This is a genomic window from Streptomyces sp. Ag109_O5-10 (assembly GCF_900105755.1).
Classification (GTDB): domain Bacteria; phylum Actinomycetota; class Actinomycetes; order Streptomycetales; family Streptomycetaceae; genus Streptomyces.
The window spans coordinates 153374-175203 of sequence record NZ_FNTQ01000001.1; the positions used below are offsets into that span (position 1 = coordinate 153374).

Annotated in this window: 19 protein-coding genes and 2 pseudogenes; 7 read left to right on the forward strand and 14 right to left on the reverse strand. The window is 69.4% G+C overall.

Features of this window, described 5'->3' with window-relative positions:
• Positions 1–190 precede the first annotated feature (190 nt).
• Positions 191–991, forward strand: coding sequence for an inositol monophosphatase family protein (locus BLW82_RS00820; RefSeq protein WP_093496984.1), 801 nt, complete (start codon positions 191–193; stop codon positions 989–991).
• Positions 992–1043: 52 nt separating this feature from the next.
• On the opposite strand, the gene BLW82_RS00825 is transcribed toward BLW82_RS00820, so the two are convergent.
• The 3 genes and pseudogenes from BLW82_RS00825 to BLW82_RS00840 all read right to left on the reverse strand — a co-directional run bounded on the left by BLW82_RS00825 (position 1044) and on the right by BLW82_RS00840 (position 3417).
• Entirely contained in the window at positions 1044–1352 is a 309-nt protein-coding gene (locus tag BLW82_RS00825; protein WP_093496985.1) for an immunity 53 family protein, read from the reverse strand.
• A 43-nt stretch (positions 1353–1395) separates the two neighbouring features.
• Positions 1396–1897: pseudogene (locus BLW82_RS44985) on the reverse strand (IS630 family transposase); the annotation flags it as partial.
• Positions 1898–2178: 281 nt separating this feature from the next.
• Positions 2179–3417 (reverse strand): IS256 family transposase, encoded by a 1239-nt coding sequence (locus tag BLW82_RS00840; protein ID WP_093496986.1) that lies wholly within the window; start codon positions 3415–3417, stop codon positions 2179–2181.
• Positions 3418–3671: 254 nt separating this feature from the next.
• Between BLW82_RS00840 and BLW82_RS00845 the strand changes: the two genes are divergently transcribed.
• The 3 genes from BLW82_RS00845 (at position 3672) to BLW82_RS44155 (ending at position 6139) form a co-directional block, all read left to right on the forward strand.
• Positions 3672–5204 (forward strand): hypothetical protein, encoded by a 1533-nt coding sequence (locus BLW82_RS00845; protein WP_143063624.1) that lies wholly within the window; start codon positions 3672–3674, stop codon positions 5202–5204.
• Positions 5205–5300: 96 nt separating this feature from the next.
• Positions 5301–5774, forward strand: coding sequence for a transposase (locus BLW82_RS00850; RefSeq protein WP_093496988.1), 474 nt, complete (start codon positions 5301–5303; stop codon positions 5772–5774).
• Positions 5771–6139: a hypothetical protein gene (locus BLW82_RS44155; protein WP_177232790.1), complete on the forward strand. Its 369-nt coding sequence runs from the start codon at positions 5771–5773 to the stop codon at positions 6137–6139. Before BLW82_RS00850 ends, BLW82_RS44155 begins: the two co-directional genes overlap by 4 nt.
• Before the next feature lie 320 nt (positions 6140–6459).
• Here BLW82_RS44155 and BLW82_RS00860 read toward each other — a convergent pair whose 3' ends face one another.
• Positions 6460–7299 (reverse strand): SDR family oxidoreductase, encoded by an 840-nt coding sequence (locus BLW82_RS00860; protein WP_093496990.1) that lies wholly within the window; start codon positions 7297–7299, stop codon positions 6460–6462.
• Between the two features lie 157 nt (positions 7300–7456).
• Between BLW82_RS00860 and BLW82_RS00865 the strand changes: the two genes are divergently transcribed.
• Positions 7457–8332: a helix-turn-helix domain-containing protein gene (locus BLW82_RS00865; protein ID WP_093496991.1), complete on the forward strand. Its 876-nt coding sequence runs from the start codon at positions 7457–7459 to the stop codon at positions 8330–8332.
• Positions 8333–8449: 117 nt separating this feature from the next.
• Here the strand turns inward: BLW82_RS00865 and BLW82_RS44990 are convergent, their stop codons facing one another.
• The 8 genes and pseudogenes from BLW82_RS44990 to BLW82_RS00900 all read right to left on the reverse strand — a co-directional run bounded on the left by BLW82_RS44990 (position 8450) and on the right by BLW82_RS00900 (position 14967).
• On the reverse strand, positions 8450–8668 hold the full coding sequence (locus BLW82_RS44990; RefSeq protein ID WP_256216269.1) for an ATP-binding protein: 219 nt from the start codon (positions 8666–8668) through the stop codon (positions 8450–8452).
• 224 nt (positions 8669–8892) lie between these two features.
• Positions 8893–9051: pseudogene (locus tag BLW82_RS44995) on the reverse strand (hypothetical protein); the annotation flags it as partial.
• A 222-nt stretch (positions 9052–9273) separates the two neighbouring features.
• Entirely contained in the window at positions 9274–10038 is a 765-nt protein-coding gene (locus tag BLW82_RS00875) for an ABC transporter ATP-binding protein (protein ID WP_093496993.1), read from the reverse strand.
• Positions 10035–10835 carry an ATP-binding cassette domain-containing protein gene (locus BLW82_RS00880; RefSeq protein WP_093496994.1) on the reverse strand — a complete coding sequence of 267 codons (801 nt, stop codon included), beginning with the start codon at positions 10833–10835 and terminating at the stop codon, positions 10035–10037. The genes BLW82_RS00875 and BLW82_RS00880 overlap by 4 nt, the downstream gene beginning before the upstream one ends.
• A complete protein-coding gene (locus tag BLW82_RS00885) occupies positions 10832–11701 on the reverse strand; it encodes an ABC transporter permease (RefSeq protein WP_093496995.1) in 870 nt (289 codons plus the stop codon). The genes BLW82_RS00880 and BLW82_RS00885 overlap by 4 nt, the downstream gene beginning before the upstream one ends.
• Positions 11698–12663 (reverse strand): ABC transporter permease, encoded by a 966-nt coding sequence (locus BLW82_RS00890; RefSeq protein ID WP_093496996.1) that lies wholly within the window; start codon positions 12661–12663, stop codon positions 11698–11700. Before BLW82_RS00890 ends, BLW82_RS00885 begins: the two co-directional genes overlap by 4 nt.
• Positions 12663–14177 (reverse strand): ABC transporter substrate-binding protein, encoded by a 1515-nt coding sequence (locus BLW82_RS00895; protein WP_093496997.1) that lies wholly within the window; start codon positions 14175–14177, stop codon positions 12663–12665. Before BLW82_RS00895 ends, BLW82_RS00890 begins: the two co-directional genes overlap by 1 nt.
• A 49-nt stretch (positions 14178–14226) precedes the next feature.
• Positions 14227–14967, reverse strand: a complete 741-nt coding sequence (locus BLW82_RS00900) for a DUF1684 domain-containing protein (protein WP_093496998.1) — start codon at positions 14965–14967, stop codon at positions 14227–14229.
• A 736-nt stretch (positions 14968–15703) separates the two neighbouring features.
• On the opposite strand from BLW82_RS00900, the gene BLW82_RS00905 reads away from it, so the two are divergent.
• Entirely contained in the window at positions 15704–17752 is a 2049-nt protein-coding gene (locus BLW82_RS00905; protein ID WP_093496999.1) for a SpoIIE family protein phosphatase, read from the forward strand.
• Positions 17753–17771: 19 nt separating this feature from the next.
• Here BLW82_RS00905 and BLW82_RS45000 read toward each other — a convergent pair whose 3' ends face one another.
• Both BLW82_RS45000 and BLW82_RS00915 read right to left on the reverse strand, forming a co-directional pair.
• Positions 17772–17903 carry a hypothetical protein gene (locus BLW82_RS45000; RefSeq protein ID WP_371131273.1) on the reverse strand — a complete coding sequence of 44 codons (132 nt, stop codon included), beginning with the start codon at positions 17901–17903 and terminating at the stop codon, positions 17772–17774.
• A gap of 469 nt (positions 17904–18372) precedes the next feature.
• Complete coding sequence (locus BLW82_RS00915) at positions 18373–20751, reverse strand: SpoIIE family protein phosphatase (RefSeq protein ID WP_371131274.1); 2379 nt, start codon at positions 20749–20751, stop codon at positions 18373–18375.
• A gap of 530 nt (positions 20752–21281) precedes the next feature.
• Here BLW82_RS00915 and BLW82_RS00920 point away from each other — a divergent pair.
• Entirely contained in the window at positions 21282–21800 is a 519-nt protein-coding gene (locus BLW82_RS00920) for a DinB family protein (protein WP_177233253.1), read from the forward strand.
• The last annotated feature ends 30 nt before the right edge of the window (positions 21801–21830 follow it).

Genomic DNA, 21830 nt, shown 5'->3' on the forward strand with positions numbered 1-21830 from the left:
TCGTGCGTGATCTGCTGGCAAGTGCGGCGGGGTGAGCAGCGCCGCCGTGGCGATGAGCTCCACTTGTCGCGGTCGAAGAACTCGACTTACGACCTTTTCGTTGATCGTCGTTGGGGTCGCTCAGAGTAACTAGTGCTCTGAGCGGGAAGGTTCGCCGGGGCGGTAGCTTCGCCTCGATAGTCTGCACGGCGTGATCAACTCATACGCAAGTTCCGACGATGCTGCAGTCGCGATAGCCGGAGCGCTGGCCGGCGCGGATGTTGTCCGCAATATGTACGGCCGGCGGCTCGACCGCATCGACAAGGGGGCTGGGGACTTTGCAACCGCCGCCGATGTGGAGGCCGAGAAGACGATCCTCGGCGTTATCCGTGCTGCACGGCCCGATGACGCGGTGCTCGGCGAGGAAGGCGGGCAGCAGGGCGCCGCCGACGCTGTGCGCCAGTGGTTGGTGGATCCTCTGTGCGGCACGCTGAACTACGCCGTGGGCAACATGCTGGTGGCCGTCAATGTGGCGCTGCGCGATGGGGCGGCGGCGGTGGCCGACCCGTTCAGCGGCGAGGTTTTCTTCACCGACGGGGAGACCGCCTGGGTGCGGCATGACGGGGCCGACGACGTACTACTGACGCCCTCGCCCGCTAGCCGATTGGTGGACGTCAACCTGGATCCGCCGTTCCCGAGTGCGCCCGGATTCCGGGCCGTTGATCTGCTGGCTCACCCTGAATTCGTCGAACGTTTCCGTCCTCGGGTCGTGTCTACGACGCTGGCGCTGGCCTGGGTCGCTGCCGGCAAGCGCGCCGCGTATGTCACCGATGGCGACGACCTGTCCAGGAGTGTGCACTTCGCGGCCGGCATCGCTTTGTGCCGGGCTGCTGGCTGCGTTGTCACCGGGATCGACGGCGCCCCGATCGGTGAGGCCGGTCGTGGGCTTGTGGCCGCCGCCGACGACGAGACCCACAGGCTGCTGATGTCGATGAAGCGCAGCCGAAGCTAGTGCTCTGACCGCATGGGTTCACCGGGTTCTGTGGCCGCCGCTGTGTGATTGCTCAGGGAGTGTTCGCGGTCGCCCAGGTGCGGAACAAGGCGAGGGCTTCGGTGAGGTTGCCGGGGCCGCATCTGGCGTGAAAGGTCTTCTCGGAAGTCCACGCCCAGACCCAGTCGTGAGGGCTGCGGTTGACGTCCTGGCGGGGGTACTCATGTTGCTCCAGGTCCGTCTCCTCCAGGTCGATGGTGACGGTCCAGCCGGGGTTATCGAGTGTGGCGATCTTCACGCCCCACTCGTGCTCCCAGTCCTCGTTGCACTGCGCGGCGTACCAGTTCTGCAGCCAGTCAAGAACATTCTCCGAATTACTCACGCCAGGGGATGTTAGTGCTCTGACCATAGGTTCGCCGGGTCGCTCAGGCCGCGGTGGCGAGGGGGCGCCCGCCCCAGCGGATGCCCTTCTCGCTGCCGATGCGGGCGCGTTCCCTGCGCTCGGCGGCCAGGACGTCGCGGGTGACGGGGGTTGGCGTTGCGCCAGCGCAGGTAGGCGTGCAGGGCCCGGGTCTGCACGGTGTGTTTGGGGTGTTGGGAGTTGGCGATGGTGAACTGCCTCAGCGGTCCGAAATGCGCCTCGATGGGGTTGGCCCACGAGGCGTAGGCCGGGGTGAAGCACAACTCGACCTTGTTCTTCGTCGTCGCCGACCGAGTACCAGCCGTGGAAATAGCGCACCCCATGGGTGCGGTGGTAGGTGGGGGCACCCGATCGGGATGCTTCCGGTCGCCCCAGCACGAGCCTGTGGTGGGCCGGATTCCGAGCGGGCCGAACTCGTCGAAGGCGAACACCCTGTCCGAGAAGCGGTCAAGGGCCTCCTCAATCCGGTCCAGCTTCGCCTCGCGGTCCGGGTCGGGGGATTCCTCGCACCGAGCTGGTGCTGCCCCGACGCACAATCTGCTGCAGCGGCTGACCCTCAAGGTCAGTCAGTCTGCGTACACGGACAGGCTCGGCCGCCGCACCTCCAGCGATCGGATCGGACGTCACCGCACATCCAACCGCCACGACCACCAACCCGGCGAACCCATGCGGTCACAGCACTAGATGCTCTCCAACGGAACTGCGGGCCCCGCGACGCACGGCGCGGCCGTCGGTCACGTCCGCTGGAGTGGTGTATCGCCGGCCACTCGGTGATCTCGTTTTGAGGCTATGCGGTGAGTTCGGTCGGGAGGACGGTCTCGTCGGTTTCTGACTCGATCGGGTGGAGCCGGGCCTTGGCCAGCAGGTCGAGTCCCATGTAGCGGCGGGCCTCGGTCCATTCGTCGTTCTGCTCGGCCAGCACGGCGCCGACCAGGCGGATCAGCGCGGTGCGGTCGGGGAAGATGCCGACGACGTCGGTGCGACGTCGGATCTCCTTGTTCAGCCGTTCCTGTGGGTTGTTCGACCAGATCTGCCGCCAGATCTCGCGTGGGAAGGCGGTGAAGGCCAGCAGGTCGTGCTGAGCGGCGTCCAAGTGGGCTGCTGCCTTGGGGAACTTGGCTTCCAGGGCATCCAGAACGTGCCGCATCTGGGCCTGGACAGCGTCGGTGTCGGGTTGTTCGAAGACGGTCCGCAGCAGGGTGGCCACCCACGGCTGAGCGGACTTCGGGACCTGGCTCAGCAAATTTCGGGCGTAATGCGTGCGGCACCGCTGCCAGGATGCGCCGGGCAGGACCGCGCCGATCGCGTTCACCAGGCCGGTGTGCGCGTCGGAGACGACCAGCTGGACACCGGACAGGCCGCGGGCGGTCAGGGAGCGCAGGAAGGCGAGCCAGCCCGCACCGTCCTCGGCCGTGGCGACGTCGATGCCGAGGATCTCGCGGTGTCCGTCGGCGTTGACGCCGACTGCGATCAGAGCGTGGACGTTGATGATGCGGCCGCCCTCGCGGACCTTCTGGGTCAGCGCGTCCACCCAGACGAACGTGTAGGGCCCGGCATCGAGCGGCCGGTTGCGGAACGCGGTGACCTGATCGTCCAGATGCTTGGCCATCGCGCTGACCTGGGACTTCGACAGCTGGGTGACGCCGAGGGACTCGGCGAGCTTCTCGACGCGGCGGGTGGACACACCGAGCAGGTAGGCGGTGGCGACCACCGAGACGAGGGCCTGCTCGGCCCGCCGGCGGCGTTCCAGGAGCCAGTGCGGGAAGTAACTGCCCTGCCGCAGCTTGGGGACGGCGAGTTCGACGGTCCCTGCGCGGGTGTCCCACTCGCGCGGGCGATAACCGTTGCGGTGATTGACGCGTTCCTCGCTGACCTGCCCGTATTCGGCATTGCAGAGGGCATCGGCCTCCGCGGACATGAGCGCGTCGGCGAACGTCTTGACCATCGCGCGCAGCAGATCGGGACTCGCCGCGGCGAGGTTGTCCTCGGCGAGAGCGTGCAGGGGCAGACTGTCTGGTGCGGTCATCGTGCTGATCTCCTTCGAGCCTAGACATCTCGAAGATCAGCCGGTGGCCGTTCTCATATCCGGACCCTCACTCCGACGCCGGGACAAACACCCGGATCAGGTGGGAACCGGTACACCACTTCCAGAGACGCAACCCGGCCGTCCCCTGTGGTGCCGAATCATCCAGGCAGACCCGAGGGTACCCCCGGGCCAGGGCTCCTGGCAGCCCTCGTACGCTTCTCCGGTCACCCACAGCGGAGGAGACGACGGAACCGATGATCGCCAGCTTTGTGGGGCTCGTGGTGATCCCCATGGTCATAGCCGGGCTCGCCCGGTGGGCGGCGGCAAGGAGGCGGCGCGGACTTGCAGCGGGCCGGGCCGTGCACTTCCGCTGCCGACTCGACGGCCACAAGGGCCGACTACTGGTCGACCCGCGCCTCGACAGGCCCGTCTTTCTGGACCGTTCCGGGAGCGTCACCGCCCTGCCACGCGGCGGCGAGGCCCTGGACGCGGCAGTCTCCACCAACGGCCGGCCCCCCTTCGAGAAGGTCAACCTGCGCTACCGGACGCCCGAAGGCCAGGTGCTGCGGCTGCGCTTGGCCACGCAGGATGCGCGGACCCTCGGCGCCTGGCTGGGCGAACAGACCCGCCCGGTTTCCGCGCCCGCCCGACGGCTGCTTCTGCCGGCCGCACCGCCATGGGCGGTACTCGCCCTCGCGGCGTCCCTGTTCGTGGGCCTGGCCACCGCGGACGTCGCGCTGCTCGGGAAGCACATCGCCGCCGAGGTCATCCGTGTGGACCGGGACGACGACAGCTGCACCGTCGGCTGGGACGGCGGCGCACAGCGGGCAGCGGTGGACTGTGACACGACAGACGTCCGCTCCGGCGACCACATCCGGATCACCGCCCTGCCCTGGCCTTTCCTGGGTGAGGCCGTGAACACACGAACCGCCCTGAGTGTGGTCGCCGTACTCGGAGGCGGCCTCGGCCTGCTCGGCCTGGGAGGTGCGTTGATATTCAACCCGCTGGCCTGCGCCAGACGTGTCCGGCTGGCGCGCCGGGCCCAGCCGGCGAGCCCCCCGCGGGCGGCCGGGGGCGACGAGGCGGGAGAGGACAGGTGGGCAGCCCTCGATGACGACCTGAGCTACGCGAGCCTCGCCGCCGCGGCCCGGCACGGCGATCGCCATCGCCCGGGCCCCCGGGTGACCCGGCCGCGCCGCGGCTTCGGCCGCACGTCCATATCGCCGCGCATCTGGGTGCTGACCACCGTCCTCGGCACCAACGCCTGGTACTCGCTTGGGTTCTCCTGCGCCGCCATCCTCGAGGACCACTTGCACCTGGGGCACTGGCGCTTCCTCGTGTTCGGCACGGTCGGCATCGCGTCCCTCGCCCGGATCGGCTGGGTCGCGACCGACCGCTCCACCCTGTGCGGTCCGGTACTGCGTGCCGCGCGTTCGGACAGCGGAAAGGGCACATGGCAGCCCATGCGCTACGTCCGTCTGTGCCGGGATCCCGGCGAGATGACGCTGGTCCTGTTCCGGCCGGAGGGCGGCGAGGTGACAGCGCCGCTGTTCCTGCAGCCGATCTCCCGATCCCGTGGCAGTGAGCGCCGCACCGTCGGCGGTCCCGCTCCGGTCGGCGAGGCCCTGGTGCTCAACACCGGCGTGGGGCCGCTGATCTGCGAGATCGACGGTGTCCGCTACCTCCCCAGAGGCCGTGCCACCGAAGCCGCGACCGACCCCGCACGAACCCGTGACGAACTACGCAGCTTCGCCGAGAGTCACCTCCGGCCGGCCGGACGGAGCTAGTTCGGCCGGGTGACGTGACGTCATCCGGCCGTGCAGGCGGGAGAAAGCGGAGAGGCATCGGCGGTGCTTCTGTCTCCTCCGGGGAGGGACCCACCGATGCTGTCGGATCCGACCGGACCTGCTTCGCTGCTCGCCGTGTTGGAGTTGCTGCGGGGCTACTTCACTGCTCCCACCTTCACCGCCTTCTCCCCGCTGGTCACTGGGCTGATCGCGCAGACCGGGCGGTGCACGGTGACCGGGATGCTCGGCGGCGCGGAGTTGACGCGCGTCTGGTCTCATGACCGCGCCCATGTGTTCTTCTCCCGCACCCGGTGGAGCCCGGACCTGCTGGGCGCGTGCCTGTCTCACTTGATCGTGCGCCGCCTGCTGCCCGAGAGCACGGTGCTGACCGTCGCGGCGGACGACACCCTTTTCGAGCGGCGCGGGAAGAAGGTGTTCGGGGCAGCCCGGCAGCACGACGGCGCCGCCAAGGGTCCCAAGCCGGTCGGGCGCGGGACCCTCTTCGTCGTGATCGGCATCGTGGTTCAACTCCCCTGCCGCGCAAGGCCGGTGTGTCTGCCGTCCGCGTGATCCTCCTGCGCGACGAGGCAACCGACAGCGGCTACGACCTCGCGCTGGTCACCAACGACCTGACCACCCCGGCCCCGGCCCCGGCGCTGATTACCCGGTACGCGTGGCGCTGGTCCATCGAGGTCACCTTCGCACTGGTTGACTTCCGCTTCCGGCGCGGCGGCCAGCATACGGCGGGCGCCCTCGCGGACGATCTCGTCGATCAGGGAGCCGGACTGGGTGGAGCCGTCGTCGGTGACTCCGCTTGGCACGGGCGTGCCTTCCCGACCCGCGGTGCGAACGGGGGCCTGCTCGGTGACCATCACGGGATCATTCGGGAAGGCACGCTCTCCGCGTCTCTCCCCGCACCGATCCACAAGTCCTGAGCATTGCTCTTGCGACGTTGCGTATCCGTCCCAGAACCCGGCGTGGGACGGTCCCGATGCACGCATCGCCGACACTGTCTGAGCGTCCTGCCCTGACCCTGGCGTGCCGTTTGGGCACGGCCGTGACGGCATGGTGATCTCGCAGGGATGAGGGCCTTCTGGATTCGGCGGGGATGGCGACATAGACCGCAGCCACCGATGGCCTTATGTGTCGCGCAATGCCTCGCCGGCACCGGCCGGCTGCGTCTGGTGATGCGTGGTAGATCACGGATGCCCGTAGCGGCGGCCGGCTGTTCAGCCGAACCACAGGTCAGGTCAGGTCAGGCACCGTCGGTGATGTCAGTCAGACCTGCCGTATCACGCTGGGCCTCGACCTGGGCCAGCCGCTCGGACAGGGCCGCTTGGAGAAAACGGTAGGAGTCACTTCCCAGGACCAGCCGCAGCGGGGCAGGCGTCTGCTCCACGCTGTCGATGATGCGAGTGGCCATCGCTGCCGGGTCACCGAGAGAAGGCCGACTCCGGTCCTGGGCTGCGCGGGTCATGGCGGCAGGTGTGTCGTTGTACTCCGACAGCGGGGTCGCCATCTGCAGGCTGCTGTAGCGGAACTCGGTGCGCGCGCCTCCGGGCTCGACGATGGTGACGCCGATACCGAACGGAGCGACGTCCTTCGCCGTGGATTCCATGAATCCCTCGATGCCCCACTTACTGGCGTGGTACATGCAGGCGCCGGGGTTGGTGGCCTGGCCGCCGTAGGTGGAGATCTGGATGATCCGTCCTCCGCCTTGCTTCCGCAGGTGCGGCAGTGCAGTCCGGGTGACCTGGATCGAACCGGTCAGATTGGTGTTGAGGATGCCGAGGATCTGCTCGTCGGTGACCTCCTCGGCCGCGCCGAACAGGCCGTAGCCCGCGTTGTTGACCACCACGTCGATCCGCCCCAGTTCGGTGAACGCGCGGTCGACGACCTCCTTGACGGCGGGGGTGTCGGTGACGTCGAGGGATGCCACCCAGAACGTATCGCCGTACTTGGCCACGAGGTCGTCCACAGAACCAGGCCGACGGATCGTGCCGGCCACCTTGTGGCCCTTCTCGAGCAGCTGCTCGGTCATGTGCCGACCGAAGCCGCTGTTGACGCCGGTGATGAACCAGGTGCGCCGTGTCATGGCGTACTCCTTGCTGGGGAAGAGGAATGCGCGCCCCGGTGGTCCCGAGGCCTCGTTCTCGATCCTGCGCCCACGTCGTGTGGCCTTGCAGTGCCCCCGTGTTCCAGGTAGTGACAGGGCCCCCGCAGCTGGAGAAGCGCCGCGTTACCGTCGGAGCATGGACACAGCAGACGGCCGCAATGCCCTTGGCGAGTTCCTACGGGCCCGTCGCGAACTCGTCCGGCCGGAGGAGGTCGGGCTTCCGGTCACCGGGACCCGGCGGGTGCCAGGGCTGCGCCGGGAAGAGGTCGCGATGCTCGCCGGTATCAGCGCCGACTACTATCTGCGTCTGGAGCGCGGCCGGGATCGCAACCCGTCGGTTCAGGTGCTTGACGCCCTCGCCGAGGTGCTGCAGCTCGACGCGGACAGCGCCGCTCACATGGTCGAGCTCGCCCGGCCCAAGTCCCGCCGCAGGCAGTCCCTGCCTCGCACCGAGCGTGTGCCTGACGGTATCGGGATGCTGCTGGACACGTTCGCCGTGCCCGCTTTTGTGCAGAACCGGTGCATGGATGTGCTGGCCGCCAACCGTCTGGCCGTCGCCCTGTCGCCGCACATGGCACCGGGCGTGAACCGTCTGCGGGCCCTGTTCACCGACCCCTTGGCGCAGCAGCTGCACATGGACTGGGAACAGGGCACAGCGGGTGTGGTCGCGCAGCTGCGCGCCGCCGTCGGCGCCGAGACGGAAGACCCGCGCCTGACTCAGCTTGTTGGCGAGCTGAGCCTGAAAAGCGAGCGTTTTCGTCGCCTGTGGGCCCGCCACGACGTCCGCCGTTGGGAGGGAGCCACCACCCGCCTGCGCCATCCACAGGTGGGCGAGCTGCATCTGCGCCGGGAGAAGCTGGTTGTCGCCGGCTCCGACGGGCTGCTCCTCGTCGTCCACTACGCGGAGCCCGGCACGCCCTCCGCTACTGCACTCGCTCTGCTCGGGTCGCTGTGTGCCACTGAGCAGGAGGCCACAGGGGCACCCCACCCGGACAACGGTCCGCGCCGCTGATTACTGGCCCGGCAAGGGCCGGACGCTGCGCTGCAACCGGAGCCCAGAAGTAGGTGCCGTGGAAGAAGGCCCGGATGCAACGAACTCTGACGCGGTCTGCGTAGCCACACGAGCGTGTCAGCTCGCGTGAATGGCAGCCGCGCCCTCGTTTGGCTTCAAGAACTTGGCTCGGATGTCGACATCGATCTGTGCGTGGATCAGCGCGTTGGTGACCGCCTCGGACAGCATGAGCTGCAGGTCGTCCAAGAGGACTTCCGATCTCCAGCGTTTGAGCACCTCGCGCGAGTAGTGACGCGCGGAAGCCACAGCCTGGAGGTCGTAACGCTGGACGAACAACCAGGCGAGTCCTGCTGTTCCCTGGCTGGATGCCGTCGTATCCCATCAGCAAGAGTGCCAGGTCGTCGGCGAGCGTCCTGGGACGCTCGACGATCGCCAATCAGGCCATCGGCGAGCATGTCCGTGTTCTCGCGCGGCCGGCGGCCACAGTCCGCCGGCCGGCCAAGCTCGGCGTCGAGGTCGAGTGCGCGGGTTTCCGGGAGGCCGTCCGTGAACAGGGCGATGATGCTGCCGGACGTCAAGACGATCTCGCGTTGCTCATCATGGTGGCCGTTCCCGAGTCCCAGCGGGGGGGGCCGACCGGCACGTCGAGGGCGGGGAGTTTGCCCGGAACGGGGCTGATTTTCGAGTGCCGTCCCACCAGCGCCGAAACGATGATCCACTGGTGAACCGCCCGAGAGCCCGCCGTGCTTCGGCCCACAACCGCTCGAACTCCACCGCGGAGATCTGGGGCCCCTTGCGGCTGGTCCTGCCAGCCCCCCATAGGACCTTCGGCGAGAACACCGTACTGCCGTTCATAGCGGAACGTCGCCGCGGGATCTGCATGATCACGCAAGTGCAGCACCGCCTGGACAAGGGTTCCCGCTTCGGCCCGCCCGCCTGACTCAGGCGGGCAGCCGGGGCACGCTGTCGATCAGTCGCCGGGTGTACGGGTGCTCCGGTGCGCCGAGCACCCGGTCGGTGGCGCCCTGTTCGACCAGCCGGCCGCGTTCCAGCACCGCGGTGCGCTCGCACAGGGAGGCGACCACCGAGAGGTCGTGGCTGACCATGACCAGGGTCAGGTCGCGCTCCTGCTTCAGCTCGGCGAGCAGGTCGACGACCTTCACGCGGGTCGTGAGGTCGAGCGCGCTCACCGGCTCGTCGGCGAGCAGCACGCGCGGATCGCAGACGATGGCGCGGGCGATGGCGACGCGCTGCCGCTGGCCGCCGGAGAACTCGTGCGGGTAGCGGTCGGCCGCGTCGGCGGGCAGCCCTACCCGCTCCAGGGCGGCGGCCACCTTCGGCGCCGCTGTCGTGCGGCTGTCCAGGCCCAGGGAACGCAGCGGTTCGGCGACGATGGCGGCCACACGGCGGCGCGGGTCCAGGGAGGAGTACGGGTCCTGGAAGACGCACTGGACGCCCCGCCGGAACCGGCGCAGCTGCCGCCGGTCGCGCGGGGCGAGGGGCTCGCCGTCGAAGCGGACCGTGCCGCGGGTGGGACGGGCGAGGCCGAGCAGGAGACGCAGCAGGGTGGTCTTGCCGGCGCCGGACTCGCCGACCAGCGCCAGCGACTGTCCCGGTTCGACGGCGAGGGACACGCCCTGGACGACGTCGGCTGCGGCGCCCCGGTAGCGGACGGCCACGTCGTCGAGTTCGAGTACGGGGGTCATCGGGCGCTCCTCAGGTCCAGGGCGGCCTCCAGCTTGCGGGCACCGGCGACGAGCGTCCGGGTGTACTCGGCGGTCGGCGTGCCGATCACGTCGAGGACCGGCCCCTCCTCGACGGCCCGGCCGTCCTTGAGGACGAGGGCCCGGTCGGCGATCTTCGCGACGACGGCGAGGTCGTGGCTGACGAACAGCACGGCCATCCCGCGCTCGCGCACCAGGGTGTCGAGCAGGTCGAGCACCTCGGCCTGCACGGACACGTCGAGGGCGGTGGTGGGTTCGTCGGCGATGAGCAGGTCGGGCTCGCAGGCGAGGGCCATGGCGAGGGCGACGCGCTGGCGCTGGCCCCCGGAGATCTCGTGCGGGAAGGCACGGGCGATCCGCCCGGGTTCGGGCAGCCGGACCCGGTCCAGGGCCTCCCCCACGGCGGCCCGCAGCTGCCTGCCCTTGAGGCCGGTACGGCGGGCGAGCGGTTCGGCGATCTGCCGGCCCACCCGCATCAGCGGGTCGAGGGCGGTCAGCGGTTCCTGGAAGACCACGGCCGCCCGGCGTCCGCGGACCGCCGTGAGCTGCTTCTCGGTGGCGCCGACGACCTGCGTGCCGGCCAGCGTCACGCTCCCCTCGGCGCGCATCCCGTCGGGCAGCAGGCCGAGCAGGGCGAGGGTGGTCAGGGACTTGCCGGAGCCGGACTCGCCGATCAGGCCGAGCCGTTCCCCCGCGTCGATCCGGAAGGAGATGCCGTCGACCAGGGCGCGACCGTCGGCGGTGCGCACGGTCAGGCCGTCCACGTCGAGGAGGGTCATGGCCGCCTCCGTCGGGTCGCCGGGTCGAGGGTGTCCCGCAGCCCGTCGGCGATCAGGTTGACGCCGACGACCAGCAGGACCAGCAGGATGCCGGGGGCCAGCGCGCCGGCCGGGGCGGTGGTGAAGGTGGCCTGGGCCTCCTGGAGCATGCGTCCCCAGGAGGCGTTGGGCGGCGGCGCGCCGAGACCGAGGTAGGACAGGCCGGCCTCGGCCAGCACGGCGAGGCCGAACTGGAGGGCGAGGTTGACCACGAGGGTCGGCCAGATGTTGGGCAGCACGTGCCCGACGACGGTGCGGGGCCAGGAGGTGCCCGAGGTGCGGGCGGCGGTGACGTAGTCCTGGGCGAGGACCCGCTTGACCAGGATCCGCACCAGCCGGGCGACGACGGCGCTCTGGGCCAGGCCGATGGCCAGGACGGCGGAGCCGAGGGTGGCTGAGCGGGCGGCGACGACGAGCATCGCCAGCAGCAGCGTCGGGAAGGCGATCAGGATGTCGAGGAAGGCGGCGAGGGTGTCGTCGAGCCATCCTTGCGCGAACGCGGCGAGCACCCCGAGCGTGACACCGATCAGCGCGGCGATCAGCACCGAGCCGAGGCCGGCCTCGACGGCGATTCGCGAGCCCGTCATGAGCTGGGTGAACAGGTCCCGGCCCAGTTTGTCGGTGCCGAGCAGGTGACCGCCGCCGGGACCGGCGAGCCGGCCGCCTGAGGTGTCGTCGGTGGCGTACGGGAGCCAGACCAGCGAGACGAGCGCGAGCAGCGCGATCAGTCCGGTGAGGGTGCAGCCCGCGAGCAGCGTCGCGGAGCGGCGGCGGCCGCGGACGGGTGTGGCGGCCGGCGTCTTGTCCAGGACGTCGGTCGTGGTCATCGGGCGGCTCCCGACAGCCGGCCGCGCAGCCGCGGGTCGATGATCCGCTGCACGAGGTCGGCGACGAACCCGATCAGCAGGACGGCGAGGGTGGAGACGAACAGCACGCCCTGGATCACCGGGTAGTCGTGCTGGGCGATGCCGGTGGCGAGCAGCGAGCCGAGGCCGGGCAGGGCGTACACGGACTCCACGACGACGGCGCCGAGCAGGGTGGAGGCGAGTTCGATGCCGAGTACGGAGATCACCGGTACGGAGGCGTTGCGCAGGCCGTGTCGCCACATGGCGGCGGGGAAGGACGCGCCGAGGGCGCGGGCGGTGCGCAGGTGGTCGCTGCCGAGGACGTCGAGGGTGGCCGAGCGGACGTAGCGGATCAGGGAGGCGCTCATCACCAGGGCGATGGTCACGACGGGCAGGACCAGGGAGCGGACGGCGTCGGCGGGCGCGGACCAGCCGTCCTGCGGGAAGCCGCCGGCGGGCAGCCAGCCCGCGTTCAGTGCGAACACCGCGATGAGGATCATGCCGAGCCAGAAGACCGGTACTGCCATGCCCAGTTGGGAGACCCCGCTGAGCAGGGCGCCGTACCAGGTGTGCCGCTTGTGGGCGGCGACGAAGCCGACGGGTACGGCGACGAGGACGGCCAGCACGAACGCGGCCAGCGTCAGCGGGACGGTGACGTTCAGGCGGGCGGAAACCTCGGGGCCGACCGGCAGCGAGCTGACGAAGGAGGTGCCGAGGTCGCCGCCGGCCAGCTGCCCGAGCCAGTGGGTGAACTGCTCGGGCAGCGGCCGGTCGGAGCCGATCGAGTGGCGGGCCGCGGCGATCTGCTCCGGGCTGGCGCCCACCGAGGTGAGCGCGTTGGCCGGGTCGCCGGGCAGCAGGCGCAGCAGGACGAAGAGCACCACGCTGGCCATCACCAGCGACACCACCAGGAAGGCGAGGCGTCTGAGGAGGTAGCGCCCCATCAGTCCTTCTTCTTGATGTCGAAGGCGTAGAACTGGGAGTTCAGGCCGTTGAGCGGGTAGCCGGAGACCTTGGAGCTCGCGACCACGATCTGCGGGTAGAGGTAGAGCCAGTCGCTGGCCGCGTCCTCGGCGGTCTGACGGTTGACCTTCTTCAGCAGGTCGGTCTGCTGCGCGGTGGTGGTGGCTTCCTCGGCCTGCGCGACCCACTTCGTGACCTGCTTGTTGTCGTAGCCCCAGTAGAAGTCGGGGTTGCCGTACCAGACCAGGTCGCGGTCGTTGACGTGCTCCTGGAGCGTCGCCGTGAAGTCGTGGTTCTTGTAGACCTTGGTGTACCACTCGTCGGGCGTGATCGTGTTGATCTTGACGTCGATGCCGACCTTGGCGAGCTGTGCCTTGATGAAGGTCGCGGCCGTGGGGTGCGGGTCGTAGTTGGGGGTGTCCAGGGTGAAGGAGAAGCCCTTGGCGTAACCGGCTTCTGCGAGCAACTGCTTGGCCTTGGTGACGTCGTAGGCGTTGACCTTGGTGAGGTCCTCGTACCAGGGGTCGGTGGGCGGCACCATCGAGCCGATGAGCTTGCCGTAGCCGCCCCAGACCGACTCGAGGAGCTTCTTGTCGTCGATGGCCGCGGAGACGGCCTGCCGCACCTTGACGTCCGTGAAGGGCTTGGCCTTGTCGTTGAAGGCGAGCAGCAGCTTGGTGGTGGAGTTGCCGTCGTTGACCTTGTAGTTCTGGTTGCTCTTGAACTGGTCCAGGGCGTCCGGGGACTGTTCGCTGGTGACCACGTCGACGGCGTTGGTCAGCAGGGCGTTGTTGAGGGCGGTGGCGTCCTTGAAGTAGTGGAAGACGACCTGCTTGTTGGCGGCCTGGTCACCCCAGTAGCCGGGGAACCGGTTCAGGCTCAGGGCCGAGCCGCGCGTCCACTTGCCGAGGCTGTAGGGGCCGGTACCGTCCTCGCTGGTCTTCAGGTTCTTCGCCTGGGAGTTGATGATCCAGACGTAGGAGAGGTTGTAGACGAAGGAGATCGACCGCTGGGACAGCGTGACCTTGACGGTGTGCGCGTCGGGGGTGGCGATGTCCTTGACGACTTCGAGGTTGCTCTTGCGGGCGGACTGCGAGTCGTCGGCGAGGACCTTCTCCAGGCTGTACTTGACGTCGGCGCTGGTGAGTTCCTTGCCGCTGTGGAACTTCACGCCGTCGCGCAGGGTGAAGGTGTAGGTGAGGCCGTCGGCGCTGGCCTTGTAGTCCTTCGCGAGGAGCTTGTCGACCTTGCCGTCGTCGGTGAGACGGAAGAGTCCTTCGTAGACGTTGCCGTTGAGGGCCTCGGTGACGCCCTGGCCGCCGCCCGCGGTGTTGTCGAGGTTCTGCGGCTCGTACAGGGAGCCGATGTTGACGGTGGCGTTCTTGTCCCAGGTGCCGCCGGAGGCGCTGGTCGCCGAGCCGCCGCAGGCGGTGAGGACGAGCGCGAGGGTGGCGGTGGTCGCGGCGGCGTACAGGGCGGGCTTGTTCAGTCTCATGGCGTGCGTGCGCTTTCGTGCTGCGGTACGGGAAGGGAGCGTCGGGCGATCAGTGCTGTGCGGCGAAGCCGTCGCGGAAGACGGGGCGCTTCTCGCCGGCCTCGACGGGCAGGTGGAAGCGGTTCTGCCGCGGCGGCATCGGACAGTTGTACTGATCGGAGAAGCCGCAGGGCGGCACGAAGGCCCGGTTGAAGTCGAGGACCACCCGGCTCTCGTCGGCGGTGCGCTCGACGAACAGGAAGCGGCCGGCACCGTAGGTGGTGTCGCCGTTGGTCGGGTCGCCGAAGACGAGCAGCAGGGTGCCGTCGTCGTCGAAGGCGCTGAGGGTGTACTCGCGGCCGTCGACGGTGAGCGTGATGTCGCCGGGGACGACGAGGTCGCGGCTGCCGCCGTTGTCCCGGATGTGTTCGAAGGCGATCCGCCGAGCGCCCGGGACCGGGGTGTAGGCGGCTTCCAGGACCCAGGCGGGGTCGTACGGGAAGGTGTCGACGCCCTCGAAGTGGCGGATGGCGGGCGCCTCGGCGTCCCAGAAGCGCAGGCCGTGCTCGGGCTCGCCGGTGACGAGGTCGGTGCGGCTCAGCGTGGTGACCGTCACGGTGTCGGGCTGCCCGGCGCGGGCGGCGTCTGCGTCGACCTGCTCCCCCGCCGGGAGCCAGCGGGTCTCGACGAGGGCGAGGTTGCCGGTCGGCGAGGTGAGCGCACGACGGCGCCCGGCACACCAGGCGTCCCACTCCTGTCGCGGGTCGACGGGGGCCGGAGAGGCGGAGGAGTGGGACACGTCGGTACTCATTCGGCTAGCAGGGCTGGACCGCCACGGAAAGTCACAACGTGGCCAAAGCAAGTACTTTATCCGCCATAAGATCGCCTAATGTCAAAACCCATCTCGGCCATTGAGACAGCTGATGGACGAGGTCACAGCCGTTCGCGCCACGGCCACGGCGGTCCGGGTGGACGCAGATTGAGTTACGTGCTCGCACTCGGCGAGACATCGCCACTCTTGGCGATCACCCGGTTTCGAGGGTCCCGGCCCCACGCCCCCGTCCGCCGTCCGCCGTCCGCCGTCCACCGTCCACCGTCCACCGTCCGCCGTAGAACAGCCGGCGCGCATGAAGCGGACGTCACAGCCCGGAAACAGCCGATTCGCCAGGCGCCCGTCCTGCCGTGCAGGCGCCCGTCCTGCCGTGTTGGATTGCCGAGACGGTGCAGCGAAATCTGCTGCGGCCTCCGCCCCGCCGGATCGTTTCGTGCCGCGTGGCCTGGGTGTACCCGACCGCCGAGTACCAGACCCGGATCCGGGGCGGCCTGTTCGCCATCCCCGGCGCCGCCCACTCCTGGACCCGGGAGGCCGGAGCCATTCGTCGGTGCCCCTCCGCCAGGGCCTGGGCCGCGGCGAGCTGTCTCGCGCGACCGTGCGGCCGCCCAGATCCGGGGGACCATGGAAGCACTGCGAGGTGCAGGGGCACAGGCCACAGCCTGAAGCCGGCGTAGGGCGGCGTGTCGCGCCGGCAGGCGGAGGGAGTGCTTGGATGAGGACAGCCGATCCCTTCGGCGCCGAGGGTGACCAGCCGGGTTCCGGACCGAGACAGCCACGTGAGTTGCTGGATCTGCTCAGTGTTGCGGCAGTGCTGCTGGATGCCGAGGGGCGGATCGTGCTGTGGAGCCCGCAGGCCGAGGAGCTCTTCGGCTACACCTCGCCGGAGGCGCTGGGCCAGTACGCGGCGCGACTGCTGGTCGATGAGCAGCACGTGGAGCTGATGATCAGGCTGTTCAGCGAGGTCATGAGGACGGGACAGGGATGGTCCGGCGCCTTCCCTGTCCGGCACAAGGACGGCAGTACCCGGCTGGTGGAGTTCCGCAACATGCGGCTGCTGGGCGACCGGGGTGACTTCTACGCCCTGGGCATCGCCACCGACGAGGCGGCCCTGCGCCAGGTGGAACGGGACGTGGCTCTGTCCACGCGGCTGGTCTCGCAGTCCCCGATCGGGCTGGCCGTGTTGGACACCGACCTGCGGTACGTGGCCGTCAATCCGGCGTTGGCGCAGATCAACGGTGTGCCTGCCGAAGACCACATCGGGCGGCCGGTCCGCGAGGCCCTGCCCTTCCTGGAGGTCGATACGATCGAGGCCGCGCTACGGCATGTCCTCACGTCCGGAGAGCCCCTGATCGACCAGCACAGCGTGGGGCGCACTCCCGCCGACCCCGACAACGATCACGCCTGGTCAGCCTCCTATTACCGGCTCGATGGTCCCGGCGGGCGGGTACTGGGGGTGGCCATCGTGTTGGTGGATGTCACCGATCGGCACCGCGCCCGGCAGCGCTTGGCCCTGATCGCCGACGGCTCCGCCCGTATCGGCACCTCCTTGGACGTGGAACAGACCGCCCGCGAGCTGGCCGATGTCGCCGTCCCTGAGCTCGCCGACGTGGCAGCGGTGGACATCCTGGATTCCATCCTGAACGACCGCCACCCGACGGCACCCGGCGCCGGCCGGGCACTCTTCCGCGCCCTCGCCGTGAAAGCCGCGTACCCCACCGAGGCCGTCCGCGCCGCCGACCCTCCCGGCCACCTCGCCAGCTACGGCGCGGAGCGCCTGGCCACTCAGTGCGTGCGGACCGGCCGCCCGATTCTGATACCCCACGTCGGCGAGCGGGACCTGGCCCGTATCGCCCGTGACGCCGCCGCCGCCGCCATCCTGGCCCGCGCCGGCGTCCACAGCCATCTCATAACGCCCCTGATCGCCCGTGGCGAAGTGCTCGGCACCCTGGGCCTCACTCGCGCCCGCAACCCGCTGCCCTTCGACAACGACGACCTCCTCCTGGCCGGTGAACTGGCCGACCGAGCCGCGGTCTGTATCGACAATGCCCGTCTGTACCAAGACGCACGCAACACCGCGGTCACCCTCCAGCGCAGCCTGCTGCCGGACCTCCCATCGCAGCAAGCGGGCCTGGAGATCGCCTCCCGATATCGGCCCGCCGGAACGACCACCGAAGTCGGTGGCGACTGGTTCGATGTCATCCCCCTCGTGGACGACAAGACAGCGCTGGTCGTGGGCGATGTGATGGGCAGCGGCATCAGCGCTGCCACCACCATGGGGCGCCTGCGCACCGCCACCTCCACCCTGGCCGACCTCGGCCTCCCACCCACCGAAGTGCTGCACCACCTCGACAAGATCACCGCTGACCTGGAGCAGTACGCCACCTGCGCCTACGCCATCTACGACCCGCACCGCGCCCTGTGCCACATCGCCGTCGCCGGACACCTGCCGCCCGTGCTGATGCGCCCGGGCGAGGCCCCCGAACTGCTCGATCTGCCTACCGGCGCGCCCCTCGGGGTCGGCGGTGTCGCCTTCGAAGTCACCACCGTCGGCCTGGCCCCCGGCGACCAATTGGTCCTCTACACCGACGGCTTGGTCGAGACCCGCCACCACGCCATCGACGAGCGCCTGGACCTCCTCCTCCAACTGCTGCACAGCCCCGACCGATCCTCGGAAGAGACCTGCGACCGGCTCCTGGACACACTGCGCGATCCGGACGACCACGACGACGTCGCCGTACTGATCGCCCGAGCCCGACACTAGGCCGCGTATCGAGTCGTGATCAGTGGGCGGTCCGGGTGAGATCTCTGACCCCGATCATCGAGGCGCGCAGGTGGAGGCCGGCGAGGTGGCGGTCGGAGGTTTTGGGGTACTGGGTGGCGATGCCTCGCCAGGACCTGAGCTTGTTGATCACGCGCTCGACGGTGTTCCTCTCCTCGTAGCGGTCAGCGTCATGCCTGACGCGTCGGCGCGGACCGGCCATCGGCATGACCGTCAGGCGCGCACCACCGCTTCGGCCAGACCCCTCGTGGAACCGGTCGGGCATGACGGACGGGGGTCCGTGGCCGGCTCGGGGCACCAGCCGCGGCCCAGGGTCCTGTGGAGCGTACCCAGGCTGCTCCGTGTCGCTGGGAACTTCACCCGCTAGGTCGCCCACGCCGTGCGAGAGAACCTGCGCTGCATCGACCTGGTCCGCTATTCGTCCTTCGGACAACGAGTACATCGGCCTTGAATCATGGTCTTGGTCATCAGAAAGCCGCCGGTCCGGCCGACCCTCGCCGGCACCTGGTGCGCTGCGAGCACCCGCCTGTCCGAACGGAGAACCGCCTCGCCGCGGGACCCGCCCGGATTCTGTGGCCCACTGAGCGCGCCGGCACGCGCTGTCACGCCGGCCCGTCGGCCCGCCGCCCACCGGTCCTCGGTAACCACGTGGGAAGGGGCTGCTCTGTCCAAATGGTCTTGCCGGTGCCGGTATATCGCGTCCCCCAGCGTTCGGTGAGCTGGGCAACCAGCATGAGGCCGCGTCCGCCCTCGTCGAAGATGCGGGCACGGCGCAGATGGGGTGAGGTGCTGCTGGCGTCGGAGACCTCGCAGATCAGCGTCTTTCCCTTGATCAGCCGCAGCTGAATGGGCGCGCCGCCGTAACGGATGGCGTTGGTCACCAGCTCGCTGACCACGAGTTCCGTGACGTAGGTCAGCTCGTCCAGGTCCCAGGCGTGGAGTTGGGCGGCCGCCTGAGAGCGAGCGCCTGCGACGGCCTCCGGATCGTTGGGAAGGTTCCAGACGGCGATGTGCCCGCAGTCCAGAGCACGCGTACGGGCGATGAGCAGGGCGGCGTCGTCGGTGGACCGCTCGTCGAGCAGAGCCTTGAGCACCTTGTCGCAGGTGGTCTCCAGCGACGAAGCCGCGGCGGCGGCGAGGACGCCGCGCAGGGCATGCAGACCGGCATCGGCATCGCGATGGCGTGACTCGATCAGGCCGTCGGTGTACAGCGCAAGGAGACTGCCCGCGGGAACTTCGTGCTGGACGCACTCGAACGCCATCCCACCCACACCAAGTGGCGGGCCGGTGGGCACTTCGAGGAAATCCACTCTGCCGTCAGGGCACACCAGTGCGGGCCAGAGGTGACCCGCACTGGCGAGCGAGCACGTGCGGGAAATGGGGTCGTAGACCGCGTACAGGCAAGTGGCTCCGAATTCTCCCGACGACGCCTCCGCACCGGAGTCGGTCCCGGAGCTCAGCCGGACCACAAGGTCGTCAAGGTGGGTGAGGAGCTCGTCCGCGGTCAGATCGACGTCGGCGAGAGTACGCACGGCCATGCGAAGGCGCCCCATGGCGGCCGAGGCGGAGATGCCGTGGCCGACCACGTCGCCGACCACGAGGGCGACGCGGGCGCCGGAAAGCGGGATGACGTCGAACCAGTCACCGCCGACGCTGATGGGCGAGTCTGCGGAGAGGTAGCGGCCGGCGACCTCCACGGCTGCCTGGGCGACAGTCCCCTGTGGCATAAGGCCGTGCTGGAGAGCCAGCGCCGTCCTGCGCTCGCGGGTGTAACGGCGGGCGTTGTCGATGCACACCGCGGCGCGCGCCGCCAGCTCCTCGGCGATCTGCAGGTCGTCGGGTCCGTACGGCGCGGCCGAGGGCGCCAGTCGGGTGAAGAGGGCGACGCCGAGGTTGGTACCGCGAGCGCGGAGCGGCACCGCGATCAGTGACTGCGCGCGATACCGAGCCACCCAGGCAGCCCGGTCGGGGTCGTGGGCCAGCCAGCGGGTGATCTCGGGCTCCCCGATCTGGTGCACGCTGCCGTGGCCGGTGGCCAGGCACCGGACCGGCGGTGAGAACTCCGGGTAGCGGGCCAGCTCGCCGACTGTGACTGCGGGCTTCACACCGGAGCGGATGGCTGTCCGCCGCAGCAGCAGGGGGCCGTCGACGGGGATCAGCGGGGGCTCGTCGCCGCGCAGCACGGCGTCCAGGAGATCGACGGAGACGAAGTCCGCCAGGGCAGGCACGGCTACGTCGGCCAGCTCCTGGGCGGTCCGGGGCACGTCCAGGCTGCTGCCGATACTCCTGCTGGCCTCGTTGAGCAGCGCCAAGCGCTCGCGGGCCGCGTACTGCTCGGAGAAGTCCAAGGCGGCCAGCTGCGCGCCGTGCACCAGTCCGAGGGAGTCCTTGAGCGGGGTGAAGTGGACGATCCAGGCGTGCGCGTGAGGCTCTCCCGGGACTCTGACGTAGTTCTCGATGTGCTCGGGCTCACCGGTTTGCAGCACGCGATCGAGAGACCGCTCTGGAGCCTGGAAGCCCTGATCCGGCATGTGCTCAGTGATCCGAAGCCCTCGAAGCTCCCGCTCGGAGGCGGCCAGCTGCTTGGCCATGGGCTCGTTGACGCGCAGGAATCGGCCCTCGGAGTCGTAGATCGCCAGGGAGAACGGGGACTGGTCGAACGACCAGCGGATCAGTGGGTCCGTGTCGCGCTCCGTCTCCTCCCGCACCCGGACCGCCACCAGCAGCCAACCGGCCCGACCGTCACCCAGGGGCAGCGGGCACACGCGCAACCGGCACTCCACCGCGCTGCCGTCCTGGTGGTGGAGTGCCACCGGCCCGGTCCAGCCCTCCTGCCGGGCGAATCGCTCACGAGCGGCCGCGGGGAGGGCCGATACGAGGAGCTGTGCCGCAGGCAGGCCGACGGCCTGGGCAGCGGAGAACCCGAGCAACTGCTCCGCACCGGTGCTCCAACAGGTCAGCACACCGTCCGGAGCCGCCACTGCCAGAGCCCCAGCGGCGGGAAACACGTCACCAGGGCAGCGCTCCGGTGGGTCCATGGTCGATCGTCTCCCCTTTCGAGTCCCCTGCTGATTCCAGGATCTCTCGGTCCTGGAGCTGGTTCCCGTCAAGCGATCGCTCGCGTGGGACGGCGCTGCCGGACAGCCGGCCGGATGGGTCCCATGGCCTGCGTGTTATGGCGGCCGTGGCAGGACGCACGGCAGTTTGCGGCCGAGCGACCTGCCCGTTCCCGTGCCGCCCGGATCTGCACCTGCGGGTGCTCCTGCCTGGCTGTTCCGCGATCCCTTCCGCTAGGCAAATCCCAGGTTGTCGCGCTGGGCACAGCCCCGGTGGCCAGTACTGACGCTGCTGCTGGCCGTGATCGCGCCGATGATTCTGGAGCCGGAGCAGCGCTGGCGGCCCCTTGCGGGCTGCCAGCCTCACGGTTCCGCCGGCCTTCGGTCGGGTGCGCGTCCCGGATCCTTGGATAACTCCCTGCGCGGCCGCCGAGATTCGGGGATTCTGGGTGACCATGACCGAAAATTTGAACGATGTCGCTCCGGACGGTGAGGCAAGGGCGCTTCTTCGGGTCCTGGACGGACAACGACGCCACGTTCTCGGCATCCTTGACGGGCTCGACGCAAAGGATCTTCGACGACCTGTGCTGCCTTCCGGCTGGCACTGTCTGGGGCTGGTCCAGCACCTGGCGCTCGATGTGGAGCGGTTCTGGTTCCGCGCGGTCGTCGCCGGGGACGAGGAGGTCATCCACGGTCTGACGAGCGGCGACGAAGCGTGGAAGGTTGCTCCGGAAGTGCCGGTCGTCGACGTGCTCGACCGATATCGGCGGGAAGCAGAACGCGCCGATGCCGTCATCACCGCCACTCCTGCCGGCGCCGCATTGGCCTGGTGGCCCCACGACCTGTTCGGCGAACCGCACCTGCACACCCTGCGCGACGTTCTGCTGCATGTCATCACCGAGACCGCGTGCCATGCCGGCCACCTCGACGCTGCCCGAGAGTTGATCGACGGCCGCCGGTGGCTAGTGCTGTGACCAGACAGGTTCGCCGTGTCGGTGAGCAAG

What these genes read in the sequence shown, in the direction of transcription:
- BLW82_RS00920 (WP_177233253.1), top strand. Translation starts at nt 21,282, where the DNA reads ATGACCGAAAATTTGAACGATGTCGCTCCGGACGGTGAGGCAAGGGCG.
- BLW82_RS00875 (WP_093496993.1), bottom strand. Translation starts at nt 10,038, where the DNA reads ATGACCCCCGTACTCGAACTCGACGACGTGGCCGTCCGCTACCGGGGC.
- BLW82_RS00885 (WP_093496995.1), bottom strand. Translation starts at nt 11,701, where the DNA reads ATGACCACGACCGACGTCCTGGACAAGACGCCGGCCGCCACACCCGTC.
- BLW82_RS00840 (WP_093496986.1), bottom strand. Translation starts at nt 3,417, where the DNA reads ATGACCGCACCAGACAGTCTGCCCCTGCACGCTCTCGCCGAGGACAAC.
- BLW82_RS00905 (WP_093496999.1), top strand. Translation starts at nt 15,704, where the DNA reads ATGAGGACAGCCGATCCCTTCGGCGCCGAGGGTGACCAGCCGGGTTCC.
- BLW82_RS00845 (WP_143063624.1), top strand. Translation starts at nt 3,672, where the DNA reads ATGATCGCCAGCTTTGTGGGGCTCGTGGTGATCCCCATGGTCATAGCC.
- BLW82_RS00895 (WP_093496997.1), bottom strand. Translation starts at nt 14,177, where the DNA reads ATGAGACTGAACAAGCCCGCCCTGTACGCCGCCGCGACCACCGCCACC.
- BLW82_RS00865 (WP_093496991.1), top strand. Translation starts at nt 7,457, where the DNA reads ATGGACACAGCAGACGGCCGCAATGCCCTTGGCGAGTTCCTACGGGCC.
- BLW82_RS00860 (WP_093496990.1), bottom strand. Translation starts at nt 7,299, where the DNA reads ATGACACGGCGCACCTGGTTCATCACCGGCGTCAACAGCGGCTTCGGT.
- BLW82_RS00890 (WP_093496996.1), bottom strand. Translation starts at nt 12,663, where the DNA reads ATGGGGCGCTACCTCCTCAGACGCCTCGCCTTCCTGGTGGTGTCGCTG.
- BLW82_RS00900 (WP_093496998.1), bottom strand. Translation starts at nt 14,967, where the DNA reads ATGAGTACCGACGTGTCCCACTCCTCCGCCTCTCCGGCCCCCGTCGAC.
- BLW82_RS00880 (WP_093496994.1), bottom strand. Translation starts at nt 10,835, where the DNA reads ATGACCCTCCTCGACGTGGACGGCCTGACCGTGCGCACCGCCGACGGT.
- BLW82_RS00850 (WP_093496988.1), top strand. Translation starts at nt 5,301, where the DNA reads ATGCTGTCGGATCCGACCGGACCTGCTTCGCTGCTCGCCGTGTTGGAG.